This window comes from Zunongwangia mangrovi (assembly GCF_900112105.1).
In the GTDB taxonomy this organism is placed as follows: Bacteria; Bacteroidota; Bacteroidia; order Flavobacteriales; family Flavobacteriaceae; genus Zunongwangia; species Zunongwangia mangrovi.
In genome coordinates, this window is the sequence record NZ_FOKV01000002.1 from 431,948 (window position 1) to 444,744 (window position 12,797).

The window sequence follows — 12,797 nt, forward strand, 5'->3', positions numbered from 1 at the left end:
ATGAACTACCCTATGAATTTAATCGAAATTATTCAAAATCCCACCAATTTTCCTGCTTAAATTCCTGATTTAGTTGATATAGCTCTCCAATTTTAGGACTCACATAGCTTAATTTATCCGCATCAGCGGCCTTTGTAAAACGTTTAATAGGCTCGTTCCAAGGATGCATGGCAAGTGTAAATTTTGCCCAGTGAACAGGAATCACTTTTTTGGCTTGTAGATCGTTTGCAGCCTTCACAATCTCTTCTGGGAAATTATGAATTTGCGGCCAGTTTTCACCGTATTGGCCACATTCTAAAATTGCAAGGTCAAATTGGCCAAATTTATCACCTATATCTTTAAACTGCGGACTATAACCCGAATCGCCACCTAAATATAATTTGTATCCAAAAGCTTCAAAAACAAAAGACGACCACAACGTATTACCACGCTTAAACAAGCGTCCGGAAAAATGTCTTGAAGGCGTTGCGGTAATTTGTAGATTATCGATGATCTTTACAGATTCCCACCAGTTTAATTCGGTTATGATCATACTTTGATAGCCCCAATATTCTAAATGCGCGCCAATACCTAAAGAGCAAACTACTCGTTTAACTTTGGGCCTTAATTTTTCTATTGTGGGATAATCTAAGTGATCGTAATGATCGTGTGTAAGCAGTAAAATATCAATTTTAGGCATATCCTCTACTCCATATTCATTAGCGCCATCGTAAGCTTTTCCGAAGAAAGAAACCGGCGAAGCATTTCCGCTAAACACAGGATCTACCAATATGGTATAGTCTTTTATTTTCAGCAAATAAGAAGAATGTCCAAACCACACAAAAGCAGGTTCTTCAGCATTTATTTCACTAAGATTGGTCTTTACAGACGGAATTTTTTTTGACGGATTTACAGATTTTGGACGATTTCGCATATCCTTCATCATTTTAAACATCGATACATTATTGGGGTTTACCGAGGTTTCTTCTATGTTATGGAAGCTTCCATCTTTAAAATTTTCACATTCCTGTATTCTTTCTAATCGTTTACCAGATGGGGCTTTTCCAAATTGCTTGATCATAATTTATGGGGTATAATAATGAATCTGATGTTGTTGTGTAAAGGTATTTATTAAGACTGAATTCACTTATTAATTATTTCAGAAAAAATAAAAATGTAAATAAAACTTGACATTTTAAAAAACTGATCTATATTTGTAAAACAAACTTTACTTTTAGTTAAATACATTTTACTTATGAAAGCAAAACAAAATAACTGGCACAGTGAACTAAAAAAGAACACAAAAGCCTTGGCGGTTTGGACATTTTTATGGGTTTTCACCTTAGCATTTGTTGCTTTTGGCCCAAAATTTATCTGGAACGAAAACAAAATTATCACCATTGTGATGATCATTATAAACACTCTTGTAGGGGTTGGCATGATATGGATTAATCGAAAACATCTTAACAGCCAGGATCCCCTACAACGTAAAATAAGTATGGATGCTATGGCTATAACTTTAGGAATTACATTGATCGTTGGAATTAGTTACTCGATGTTGGATATCACTAACCTGATCTCTTTTAATGCTGAAATCTCGCATTTGGTTTTCGTAATGGGAATCACGTATCTAATCGCAATGCTAATTGGAAATTCTCGTTACAAATGAAAAATAGAATAAAAGTATTACGAGCCGAGCAAAACATCACACAGGCAGAATTGGCCAATCGTGTTGAAGTTTCCAGGCAAACCATAAATGCCATTGAAAAAGGAAAATTTGATCCCAGTTTACCGCTGGCATTTAAAATTGCCCGATTATTTAATCTGAAAATTGAAGATATTTTTCAGGATGAAGAATAAAAAAAGCGCCAATCGGCGCTTTTTCAATTTATATGAACTTAGATAAAATCTAATCTTCAACATCCTGTCCAAAATCTGGGAAACCTTTATCATCCCAGCTAAAGGTTTTCGCTCTGGTATGACGGTTAAAGTCGTAAAGAGAATTACCTCTTATCTTTTCGTAAACTCGAGCGTGATAAATTAAAACATCGGTTTCTCCATCCTCTGCTACCGTAAAAGAACTATGTCCCGGTCCAAACCTTCTAAGCTCGGCATTTGTAGAGAATACTGGCTTTTCAGATTTATGCCAAGAATCCGGATTCATAAGATCGGCATCTTCTTCTGCCCATAATAACCCGATTGCATAATTAGCATCTGTTGCACTAGCCGAATACGTCATAAATATCTTACCATTTCTTTTGATCACCGCCGGGCCTTCATTTACAAAATAACCAATGCGCTCCCAATCATATTCTGGATTGGTAATTTCAATTTCTTCTCCTTTAAGTTTTGTGGGAGATTCCATTTGAGAAAGCAAAATCGAAGTTCCGCCCTCCTCTCTAACCGATTGTGCCCACGCGTAATAAAGTTCTCCATCATGCTCAAAAGTTGTAGCATCTAAAGAAAAAGAATCTCTACTGGTTTCCATTTGTCCTTCCTCTTTCCATTCACCCGTCATTGGATCTTCAGCATCGTTAGAAAGCACGAACATTCTTATTTTCCAAACATCTTCAGCTTGTCCTGCTGCAAAATAAACATACCATTTTCCGTCGATCTTGTGTAATTCTGGCGCCCAGATATGGTGACTCATCACTCCGTTTTCGTGCTTGTTCCAAATCACTTTTGGTTCGGCCGTACCAAGACCATTAATTGTCTTTGCCTGGCGCATTTCTACGCGATCATACTCTGGCGCTGTCGCAATAAAATAATAGGTGCCATCTTCAGCTTTATGAACCCATGGATCTGCTCGCTGCGCTACAATTGGATTGTGATAAGTGATTTCTTTAGAAGTCTCTTCGGAATTCGTGGTTTCCTGATCTTTTTTTTCAGCAGTGTCACAGCTAAAAATAGAAATCGTTATCGCTAAAAGAAATAGATGATTTAAGCGTTGCAATTTTGTCGTCATTTGAGAGATTATAAATTTATTGTCTAATATCTAACATTTTGACAAAAAATAAAAGATAAGTGCGAAATTTACACTTAAAAATTATTTCTGAAATTGCTGCTCGTCCCTATCAAATATCTTTATCATTTTAAAAGACTTCATTAAATGAAATAATCCCGGCAATATTACTCCGCCTCCAATCAATAAAGATATCCCTAAAACCATAATCACGCTATCTGGAGATATATTTTCTAAAAGGCTAATTTCTTCTTCTGAAGTAATAATCACATGAGGGAAATGCGCTACCAGAGCTGCAAAAAGCACTAAAACCACCTGAAGACCGGCAAAATATCTGCTTAATATTCGGCGGCCGGCACGTATAAATTTCCACAATGGGAATAATAGAATTCCTGAAAGGATGATACATACAATTGAAATTGGATTGGTTACAAAATCCCTGATAAAAGCGATCTCATTAAAAAATCCGTAAGCAATTAATACAAATCCAAGAAGCACTAAAATTCCTGTTGAAATCTTCGATTTTCGGATATACATATTTCTAATATCACCTTCACTCTCCCCTATTAATAAAGTTGAAGCTAGAAATGCACAAAGTGAAGCATAGAATAATCCCATCAAAATACTGAAACCATTAAACCATGGCTGCATAAAAAGATCGTAAAAGCCGTAATTGGTATAATTTTCAGTAACTATTAATTCTCCACCAACAAGGGCAGCAAAACACATTCCCAGGAAAATTGGTGTTACAAAACTCGAAAATCGAAATAAACCATTATAAATTAATTGCGATTTATCCTGAAAAGCATCATAATGTCTAAAAACAAAGGAAACGCCACGCATGGTTATGCCTAACAGCACCAAAGTTAGCGGCACGTGTAAATAAATAATTATGATATTAAAATAGACTGGAAATGCAATCCATAAAATAACGATAAGAATAATTAACCAAATATGATTGGCTTCCCAAATTGGTCCCATTACCCGGTAAATAGTATCTCTATTGACTTTTTTATTTTCTCTGGAAGAGAAAAGTTCAACGATCCCGGCACCAAAATCGGCTCCGCCCAAAAGAACATACAGTAATAACGAAAACAGTAAGAAAAATAAAACTACGTATAACATACTTAATCTTTTTGAGTATTTAGGGCTTTTATTTGTCGTTGCATTAGCCAGGTAACAGTAATCGCCAATAAAATATAAACCGCGACATACATAAAGAAACTAAACTTCATTCCCGGCATTGGCGTCACGGCATCACTGGTACGCATGATTTGATAAATGATCCAGGGCTGTCGACCAACTTCGGTTACCACCCAGCCTGCTTCTAGCGCTAAAAATCCAAGCGGAGCCAAAAGCATAAAAAACCACCAGTATTTTTTATTATTCATCCAGGATTTCTTTTTAAGGCTTACAAAAAACAGCAATCCGGCCAAAGCGAGTAAAGTCCCTATCCCCACCATTACCTGAAAGGCATAATGCACGATGGCTACGGGAGGAATTTCATCTTCAGGAAATTCATTTAAGCCTTTTACTTCAGCTTCAAAATCGCCAAAAGCCAGGAAAGAAAGTGCATTTGGAATCTCAAATTTATAATTCACTTCTTTATTTTCTTCATCAACTATTCCGCCTAAAAATAGCGGCGCACCTTCTTCGGTTTCAAAGTGGGCTTCCATTGCAGCTAATTTGGCCGGTTGGCGTTCAGCAACATCTTTAGCCGAAATATCTCCACTTATGGGTTGTAAAAGTGCGGCAATAGCACCAAAAGAAATTGCAATCTTAAAAGCACTTTTATGCACTTCTACAGATTTTCCTCTTAAGATCTGAAAGGCATGAATGCCGGCTACTCCAAAACTTGTAGCCACAAAGGCAGCAAGCGTCATGTGTAATGCTTGTGAAAACCAGGCGGGATTTAAAAATGCCTGTACAGGATCTACATTGGTAAATTCTCCATTTATATATTCGAAACCGCTTGGAGCATTCATCCAACCGTTAGCTGCGACCACCAGAATCCCGGAAAGCACTCCGGAAATACCAATAATCACCCCGGTAAACCAGTGAAATTTCTCTGGAAGTTTATTCCAACCATAAAGATAAAATCCTAAGGCAATTGCCTCTACAAAAAAGGCTGCTCCTTCTAACGAAAATGGCATTCCTATAATTGGGCCGGCATGTTTCATAAACTCTGGCCATAGCATACCTAATTCAAACGAAAGTGCAGTTCCTGAAACTGCTCCTGTAACAAAGAAAATTGCAACTCCTTTAAGCCAGGCTTTTGTAAGTTTTAAATAAACAGGATTTCTGGTTTTTAACCATTTGTGATGGGAAACGACCATAAAAAATGGCATTACCATACCAATACATGCAAAAATAATATGAAAGCCTAGTGTAAAGGCCATTTGAAGGCGGGCGTAATCTAAATTTTCCATTTATTTGGTTTTGAAATACGCTGTTTTTAAGCGCATTATCTTTTTGAGGAAAAACTTTATAATTACCTTTAAATTTAAGGAATCTCGGTCTTTTAAACCCAGTAAAATCCAGAATTTTAAACCGAACTTTTGTTAATTATGATATTGTATCTTCTAATCTGAAAATTTTAAGAATCCTTCGCCAAAATAACCAATCTTAGGATGAAGATATCAAATTCCGCTTCCAGATAATTCCATCCATAAAATATAGATTCCCATTACCAAAACCATCCAGCCAAAAGCCTTTTTAAGCTTATGCGAATTGATAAATCGGCTAAGGTAAATTCCGAAGAAAATTCCAACTACAGAGATAATGGTAAACAGAATAAGAAAAACCCAATCGATTTCCATGTGACCCAGATCACCCAAAAACCCAATAATTGAATTGATAGCTATAATGAAAAGTGAAGTTCCTACCGCTTCTTTCATATTTAAACCTGCCAGAAAAACTAATATGGGAACAATAATAAATCCGCCACCAGCACCCACCAAACCAGTTACCAGTCCGGTTAAAGCTCCTAAAAAGATCATTAGTCCGTTTTTAGTTTCGGTAGGTTTATTATCACAATCGATGCATTCTTTTTTCTTTTTTAAGATCATCGATGCTGAAGCAATAAGCATTAGCACAGCAAAGAAACTCATGATCATAAGATCTTTGGTGAGCTCGAAACTCCCAACATTTGTGATATGATGCGGAATTGCAGGTAACAAATATTTACGGGTAGAGAAAATAGCGATCACTGCCGGAAGCGCAAAGATTAGTGAACTTTTAAAATCGATTCGGCCTTTATTAAAATTATCGATCGCGCCTACAGCCGAACTCGATCCAACTACGAAAAGAGAATATGCCGTTGCGGTTACCGGATTAATATGCAGAATATAAACAAATACAGGAACGGTTAAAATAGATCCACCTCCACCGGTTAAACCCAACACCAGGCCAATAATTAATGCTCCTATAAAACCTAAAATCTGCGTTATCTCCATTCTTTTAATTTCTGGGGCAAAAATATTGGGCTTAGATAAAGACCACAGTAACTTGTGTTACAAAGGTTATTTTTTGGGGGGTATAATTATTTGCTTCTTGTAAATATTATTTAATATCTCACAATTAGCAGTTTATGCAGTTGTGGATTATTTCTTACGTTTAATTTTTGATGGATACTGCCGGGTATCAAAAATATCTGCTATTTTAATCAAATCCTCTTTCTCACTAACAGAATAAATTATCTTATAGCTTTTATAAACTAAATATCTGTAAACAATTTTTTTGTTTGCAAGTCGGCTTTCCTTCTGACCAATAAATGGCGAATTTTTTAATTTCTCAGATTCAAGGATAATTTTACGAACTAGTTTAGTCGCTACGTTTTTGCCTGCATTAGCTTTATAATACTCAAATATTTCATCAAGTTGATTTTCTGCAAAAGAAGACCAAATTACTCTAGAAAACATTTATTCGTATTTTGAAAGTAAATCAGAAGTTGACTTATAATGGCCTTTTTCAAAATCCAATTCAGATTTCTCAATTCTTTGACTCAGTTCCTCAGCAGGCATAGCATCTACTTGATCATCAAATCGTTCTTTTCTTAAAACCTTTTCTAGAAGATCCAAAGTTTCCTCTTTCTGAATTTTCAGAAACTCCTGAATAAATTCTAGTTTTCTAGTTTGCAGATCCATATAATTTCTCTTTAATCAAAGATAGTGAAAATTAATACTCAGTAAATCTTTCTTGTTGTGCTTGATATTGAAACCAAATCCTAGGAAATAAAAGTTCTATTTAAAGATCTAAAACTTCGATCTGGTTACGGTTAAGTTTTATTTTACCCTCGATCTCTAATTTTTTAAGAATCCTGGAAACCACCACTCTAGAAGTATGTAGATCGTAAGCAATTTGTTGGTGTGTGCTGCTTACCACCTCATCCTGATTGACCTTGGCTTTGTCCTGAAGATACTTCATAATACGCTCGTCCATATTTAAAAATGCAATGGTATCTATGGTATCTAGCATTTCAGTTAAACGCGTATGATAACTTTCAAAAACAAAGTTTCTCCAGGTTTTATATTGGGCCGTCCACTCTTCCATTTTTTCAATAGGAATCATAATTAGCGTGGTATCCCTTTCTGCAACTGCTCTAATTTCACTTTTCGTGGTACCCAGGCAGCAACTTAAGGTCATGGCGCAGGTGTCGCCACGTTCCAAAAAATAAAGTAGCAATTCGTCCCCATCGCTATCTTCCCTTAACACCTTAATCGCGCCATCTAAGAGTAAAGGCATCGATTTAAGATAATCGCCAAAATCGATGATCATTTCTCCAGCTTGAAATTCTTTAAGCTGTCCAGATCTATCGATCTCATTTAGCAATTCATCTTCAAAAACAAAATGATAAGCTTCTTTTAATTTCTCGAGCATTGGGATAAAAGATTAAGCTTCTAAATTAAAAAAAGCAACCGACTTAATTTCGATTTTCGATGAAATAAAGGCTATTGTTTTGCTAACAACCTGTTATAAGCCTGTTTAAGTAATTGCAAGTTTTTTTGTTTCTTCGGAAGTAAAATGTCTTTACCATAACTGGTAAAATAAGAATGGGATTCTAGAAAGCAGATATTATTTTCTAACCACTCTTTATCGGTATAATTTTTATTGAAGCACTTAAACCATTCAGATCGTAATAACTTATTTTTAGATCTAAAGGCATTAGTTCCTAAATGGGCTAGATCTGCATCGCAAAGAATCTCCTCGATCTTGGTTTTTGGCGCCTGCGGCATTTGTGTGGCTCTTATACAGTTGCATACTTTTTTAATGTTTTCTTCAGGATAACCAATATTATATAAAAAAGCATAGGCATTATCTGCACTAATTTTTTCGTGCCCTTTATAAGTATTGCTATTCCCGGTATCGTGAAAAAGTGAAGCTAAAACAACGATTTCTTTCTCTTCTGTAGTTAGATTCTCGTAATCTGCTATTTTTTGTACGTATTGATAAACCTCAAAAGTATGCTGGATATTATGATATGGTAGTTTACCACACCTACTGTTATTAAGCAGGTTATGGCAATGATCCATAGCCAATCTTATCACAGATGTATGTTCTTGATATCTATAATTCAGCATTTCTACCAACATCATCGTACTTTTTGGGCTTATTTATAACAAGTATTTTGCCATTATATTGTAGCAAAGACCACAAAAGTCAATTTTTGGGTTTAAATTAAATAAAATCGGGAAAACACAAAACTCTAACTGCAAATTTGAACAATACTTTAAGGAAAAATCATAAAAAAAGGCTGATAATACTATCAGCCTTTACATTTTTCTTAAATAATTTTAATCTTTAATTGAAGAAACCCAGCTTTCGTTAACTCCCCATTCTTTATTAGAAGTTGCAGAAGTTTTAATTACCAATTCTCCTCCTTCTAAAATTTCCTGCTGTGTTAACCAATTTCGGTTTAAACCTTCACCATTTAATGTAGCGCTTTCAACATAAAAATGATCTTTATCGTAATTCGCTACGCTAATTTTAAAGGTTTTTCCTTCGGAATAGTTTATGGACATTTCCTTAAATATTGGTGCCGTTAAATAATAAACAGGATTTCCAATATTAGCCGGAGAAAACCCTAAACTTCGCATTACAAACCAGGATGACATTGTACCCGCATCATCATCCATAGTTCTTATATATCCTTTTGGTTTGTTTTGATAAATCCTGCCAACATAAGGATCTATTCCTTTGCTATTATCATTAAAATAAGCCTGCACCATGGTATCCAGCATTATTTTGCGATATAATTCCTGAGATTTCCAAGGGTTTTTGGTGGCATTATACATCCCCGGAACCTGCAAATCTGGCTGGTTCGCATGGTTGTAATTATGACTACTGAAAAACATATCTAATTCTTTCAGGAACTGACCTTCGCCACCCGCTAATTGTTTAAGTCCGTTTAAATCGAAAGGCACAAACCAGCGATATTGCCAGATCGTTCCCTGGTACAAACCTCTAGCCTGCATACGATCTACATCATTACGCGTAATATCTTTAAAATCTTTATTCCAATATTCCTTATAATTCAGTGCCTTTTTTAGGTATTTGTTGTGCAAGGCGGTATCGCCATCGATCTTCATTAATTGCGCCATTGCCCAATTATCGTAAGAAGATTCTAAAGCTTTATCTGGTGCGCCATAATCTAAACGTTCAGCATCTTTAACTAAAGAGTCTTTAATTCTTTTAATATCTACTTCGTAACCTTTGTTATAAGCATCCAGTAAAACCACCATTGCATGTTCTGTTCTTACTGTTGGTGCAGGTTCATGCGCTGTTGCCCAGTTTTTCTTTCCGAAGGCATATAAATTCTCTATAGATTTTACAATATCGCCATAACGATCTGGATAAGCCATAGACAACATTGGTAACTGCTCGCGATAATTATCCCAAATCGCCCAACCACTGTAAATGGTTCCTTCAGTTTTTTGAAGCGTTCCATCTATGGGAGGATAAGTACCATCTTCTTCAGAAACGATATATGGCGATTGCAAACCACGATATAATAATGAATAGAAAAGATCCTCGCGATCCTCTTCCCCTTCAACAGTAATTCGGCTTAAGGCTTTTTCCCATTCGGCATTAGCTTTCTTTTTTAGATTTTCGTAAGAAGTGTCTTCAATTTTTTGCGACGCATATTCTTTAGAAACCGAAGAAAATCCTATTAAAACCTGTACTTCTCTAGAATTATCTTTTGCTGTTGCGATTAAAGTATGATCTGAAGTTTCAGAAATTTCAGCAATATTTTTAAGCTGAATTTCATAATAAAAACGATAGGTGCCGGCGTGGCAGGTAGTTTTAGTATCTATAACTCCGTTTATTTTGTTATTCTGAATTTCGTGTTCTTCGGAAACAAATCTATTAGAAAGTGCGAATGAAAGATCGATATACAAACCTCCTTTTTCACCATTAAAATTATATTGATGAATCCCAAAATTATGTGTTACGCTCATTACAGCATCGATCCCATTTTCGAAACTGACTTCGTAAAATCCCGGTCTTGCTTGCTCTGAAGCTTTAAGTAACTCGGTTTCATTATTTTCATCTAAAATTGGCTTGATCAAAATGTTACCGCCACTACCGGTACATCCTACACCTTCTAAATGTGTATGCGTAAAACCATCGAATTCTTTAGCATAATGCTCGTATCCTGTATGGTTATGCGGATTAGTTTGCGGCCCGATGCTCATCATATTAAAAGGAGTTGAAGCTGACGGAGACATTTGCCCGTGATCTCCAGAAGATCCTAAAAAAAACGTTTACCTTATTGGTAATATTAGCCGATTTTGATTCTTTTTTTTCAGATTTTGGCTGGCATGCCACACATAATGCTACAGTAATTGCAGCAATAAATCTTTTCATGCTTAGGGTTATTTAGATTTTCGAAATTGGTGATAAAATTAAAGGAAACCTCGCAAAGCAAGGTTTCCTAAAAATTAACTATAATCAATCAAACTATACAAATCCTTATTTTAAGGCATAGGGAAAACATCGGTCTTTTTGGCGAGTTTATCCCATTCTGCTTTTAATTCTTCTAACATTTCAGGGTTTGTTGCAGCAAGATCATTAAGTTCGGTGCGATCTTCAGCAAGATTGTATAATTCCCAGTTAGAATTTCCGTCAAGTTTTACGGCTTTCCAGTCTCCTTTTCTTAAGGCTCTGGATCCAAAATGTTCCCAGAAAAGAACGTCGTTTACATTTTCTTCAGAGGCTCCTGTAATTACAGGAAGCATAGATTTACCTTCAGTAGCAGTAATATTTCTACCTTCAAATTTTTCAGGATAATCCACCTTCGCGAGATCTAAAATCGTAGGCATAATATCGATAATATGAGCTGCCTGAGTTTTTACAATTCCTTTTTCTTTAATTCCTTTTGGCCAGTGAACAATGAAAGGAGAGGTGATTCCACCTTCGTAAACCCTGGCTTTCCAATATCTAAACGGCGTGTTTGCCGTATTTGCCCATTGCGGACCAATACCCGAATGTACCACCTGCGATCCTGGCAAGGCTTCTTCACTTTTATCTACCGGAAAAGCAACTTCTCTGCCATCTCTTGTCTGGCCGGCACGATCGAAACCTGGACCGTATTGTGATGGGCGCTCAGAGCTTGCTCCGTTATCAGACATAAAAAAGATTACCGTATTATCTAATTCTCCTGTTTCTTCTAACTTATCGATAAGCTTCCCAATATTTTGATCCATACGATCTACCATTGCCGCATGAACGGCCATTGCCTGACTATCCCATTTTTCATTTACATTTTCTTCCCAGTTAAGGTCCTTAAACATAAATTCTGAAAGTTTTGCGATATCGCCCTGTAAAATACCTTTCTCTACCAGTCTTTTATAACGATCTTCACGGGTTTGGCGCCAACCTTTGGTGAAAGTATCTTTATATTTTGCAATCTCCTCTTCTGGAGCCATAAGTGGCCAGTGCGGCGCACAATGGGCTACATAAAGAAAAAATGGATCCTTTTTTTGTACAAAATCGTCTACATAAGCCACTGCAGTATCACCAATAGCATCGGTGTAATAGAAATCTTTAGGAACTTCTTTTACCTGCTCTGTTCCATTTACTAAACTGAATGGATCAAAGTAATCTACCACGCCCCAAATATTTCCGTAGTATTTATCAAAACCTCTTGAGGTTGGATAAGTTAGTGTATCTGAGAATGCATCATGCTCTTCCTGATGACTCAACCATTTTAACTGAGCTTCGTTATTTAATGTATTTGTTTCTGAAACATGCCATTTCCCCGTCATTGCCGTTTGATATCCCGCAAGTTTTAGAGCTTCAGCAATCGTTACTGTGTTAGAATCTAAGGTTCCACGATAACCAGGTTTTCCCATATCCATTGTCATTCTACCAATCCCTGCCTGATGTGGATATTGCCCCGTTAATAAAGCTGCTCTACTTGGGCAACAACGAGAAGTATTATAGAAGGAGTTGAAACGGAGTCCGTTTTCAGCTAAACGATCTAAACTGGGTGTATTAATTTCGCCACCATAACTTCCAAGATCTGAAAACCCAAGATCATCGGCCATGATCACCACGATATTTGGACGTTCATCTTCCTGATCTTCGTTAGTTTCAGCAGCATTTTTACAACTTAGATTTAAAGCAAGTGCCCCGCAAAGCCCAATAGACATAAATCGATTTAGCTTTTTAGGCAAAAAATAGGTCGAATAACTCATGTTTTGATTTAATATAATTTCGGATTTGTTAAAAGTAGAAAAAAAATCTTAAAAACAATAAAAGAAATGCTTTGAAAACGAGTTATCTATAAAATTGGATCTTTAAACCTTAGCAAAACATGCATAATATACGAGACTAGTTGGTAAGGTATACAGGA

The 12,797-nt window shown here is 36.1% G+C and carries 13 protein-coding genes; 2 read left to right on the forward strand and 11 right to left on the reverse strand.

What is annotated here, in order from left to right; all coding sequences use genetic code 11:
- Positions 1-28: 28 nt before the first annotated feature.
- Positions 29-1,060, reverse strand: coding sequence for an MBL fold metallo-hydrolase (locus BM201_RS08105; protein WP_092541435.1), 1,032 nt, complete (start codon positions 1,058-1,060; stop codon positions 29-31).
- A gap of 174 nt (positions 1,061-1,234) precedes the next feature.
- Between BM201_RS08105 and BM201_RS08110 the strand changes: the two genes are divergently transcribed.
- Positions 1,235-1,648: a hypothetical protein gene (locus tag BM201_RS08110; protein ID WP_092541437.1), complete on the forward strand. Its 414-nt coding sequence runs from the start codon at positions 1,235-1,237 to the stop codon at positions 1,646-1,648.
- The gene (locus BM201_RS08115; protein WP_084841532.1) at positions 1,645-1,839 is read left to right on the forward strand and encodes a helix-turn-helix transcriptional regulator; all 195 of its coding nucleotides are present in this window, start codon (positions 1,645-1,647) and stop codon (positions 1,837-1,839) included. The genes BM201_RS08110 and BM201_RS08115 overlap by 4 nt, the downstream gene beginning before the upstream one ends.
- A 49-nt stretch (positions 1,840-1,888) precedes the next feature.
- On the opposite strand, the gene BM201_RS08120 is transcribed toward BM201_RS08115, so the two are convergent.
- From BM201_RS08120 to BM201_RS08165, 10 genes are all read right to left on the reverse strand, one after another.
- Complete coding sequence (locus tag BM201_RS08120) at positions 1,889-2,944, reverse strand: glycoside hydrolase family 43 protein (RefSeq protein WP_092541439.1); 1,056 nt, start codon at positions 2,942-2,944, stop codon at positions 1,889-1,891.
- Between the two features lie 81 nt (positions 2,945-3,025).
- Complete coding sequence (locus BM201_RS08125) at positions 3,026-4,066, reverse strand: cytochrome d ubiquinol oxidase subunit II (RefSeq protein ID WP_092541441.1); 1,041 nt, start codon at positions 4,064-4,066, stop codon at positions 3,026-3,028.
- 2 nt (positions 4,067-4,068) lie between these two features.
- Positions 4,069-5,370 (reverse strand): cytochrome ubiquinol oxidase subunit I, encoded by a 1,302-nt coding sequence (locus tag BM201_RS08130; RefSeq protein ID WP_092541444.1) that lies wholly within the window; start codon positions 5,368-5,370, stop codon positions 4,069-4,071.
- 210 nt (positions 5,371-5,580) lie between these two features.
- Complete coding sequence (locus BM201_RS08135) at positions 5,581-6,396, reverse strand: sulfite exporter TauE/SafE family protein (RefSeq protein ID WP_092541446.1); 816 nt, start codon at positions 6,394-6,396, stop codon at positions 5,581-5,583.
- A gap of 147 nt (positions 6,397-6,543) precedes the next feature.
- Entirely contained in the window at positions 6,544-6,861 is a 318-nt protein-coding gene (locus BM201_RS08140) for a type II toxin-antitoxin system RelE/ParE family toxin (RefSeq protein WP_092541448.1), read from the reverse strand.
- A complete protein-coding gene (locus tag BM201_RS08145) occupies positions 6,862-7,086 on the reverse strand; it encodes a hypothetical protein (RefSeq protein ID WP_092541450.1) in 225 nt (74 codons plus the stop codon).
- Between the two features lie 100 nt (positions 7,087-7,186).
- On the reverse strand, positions 7,187-7,819 hold the full coding sequence (locus tag BM201_RS08150) for a Crp/Fnr family transcriptional regulator (RefSeq protein WP_092541452.1): 633 nt from the start codon (positions 7,817-7,819) through the stop codon (positions 7,187-7,189).
- Positions 7,820-7,890: 71 nt separating this feature from the next.
- Entirely contained in the window at positions 7,891-8,535 is a 645-nt protein-coding gene (locus BM201_RS08155) for an HD domain-containing protein (protein WP_092541454.1), read from the reverse strand.
- Positions 8,536-8,733: 198 nt separating this feature from the next.
- On the reverse strand, positions 8,734-10,638 hold the full coding sequence (locus BM201_RS08160; RefSeq protein WP_245758603.1) for a glycoside hydrolase domain-containing protein: 1,905 nt from the start codon (positions 10,636-10,638) through the stop codon (positions 8,734-8,736).
- A gap of 279 nt (positions 10,639-10,917) precedes the next feature.
- Positions 10,918-12,639, reverse strand: a complete 1,722-nt coding sequence (locus BM201_RS08165) for an arylsulfatase (protein ID WP_245758604.1) — start codon at positions 12,637-12,639, stop codon at positions 10,918-10,920.
- Positions 12,640-12,797: the final 158 nt, after the last annotated feature.

Coding starts and splice junctions, on each gene's coding strand:
- BM201_RS08160 (WP_245758603.1), bottom strand. CDS start 10,638: ATGATGAGCATCGGGCCGCAAACTAATCCGCATAACCATACAGGATAC.
- BM201_RS08110 (WP_092541437.1), top strand. CDS start 1,235: ATGAAAGCAAAACAAAATAACTGGCACAGTGAACTAAAAAAGAACACA.
- BM201_RS08115 (WP_084841532.1), top strand. CDS start 1,645: ATGAAAAATAGAATAAAAGTATTACGAGCCGAGCAAAACATCACACAG.
- BM201_RS08165 (WP_245758604.1), bottom strand. CDS start 12,639: ATGAGTTATTCGACCTATTTTTTGCCTAAAAAGCTAAATCGATTTATG.
- BM201_RS08125 (WP_092541441.1), bottom strand. CDS start 4,066: ATGTTATACGTAGTTTTATTTTTCTTACTGTTTTCGTTATTACTGTAT.
- BM201_RS08150 (WP_092541452.1), bottom strand. CDS start 7,819: ATGCTCGAGAAATTAAAAGAAGCTTATCATTTTGTTTTTGAAGATGAA.
- BM201_RS08145 (WP_092541450.1), bottom strand. CDS start 7,086: ATGGATCTGCAAACTAGAAAACTAGAATTTATTCAGGAGTTTCTGAAA.
- BM201_RS08130 (WP_092541444.1), bottom strand. CDS start 5,370: ATGGAAAATTTAGATTACGCCCGCCTTCAAATGGCCTTTACACTAGGC.
- BM201_RS08140 (WP_092541448.1), bottom strand. CDS start 6,861: ATGTTTTCTAGAGTAATTTGGTCTTCTTTTGCAGAAAATCAACTTGAT.
- BM201_RS08105 (WP_092541435.1), bottom strand. CDS start 1,060: ATGATCAAGCAATTTGGAAAAGCCCCATCTGGTAAACGATTAGAAAGA.
- BM201_RS08155 (WP_092541454.1), bottom strand. CDS start 8,535: ATGATGTTGGTAGAAATGCTGAATTATAGATATCAAGAACATACATCT.
- BM201_RS08120 (WP_092541439.1), bottom strand. CDS start 2,944: ATGACGACAAAATTGCAACGCTTAAATCATCTATTTCTTTTAGCGATA.
- BM201_RS08135 (WP_092541446.1), bottom strand. CDS start 6,396: ATGGAGATAACGCAGATTTTAGGTTTTATAGGAGCATTAATTATTGGC.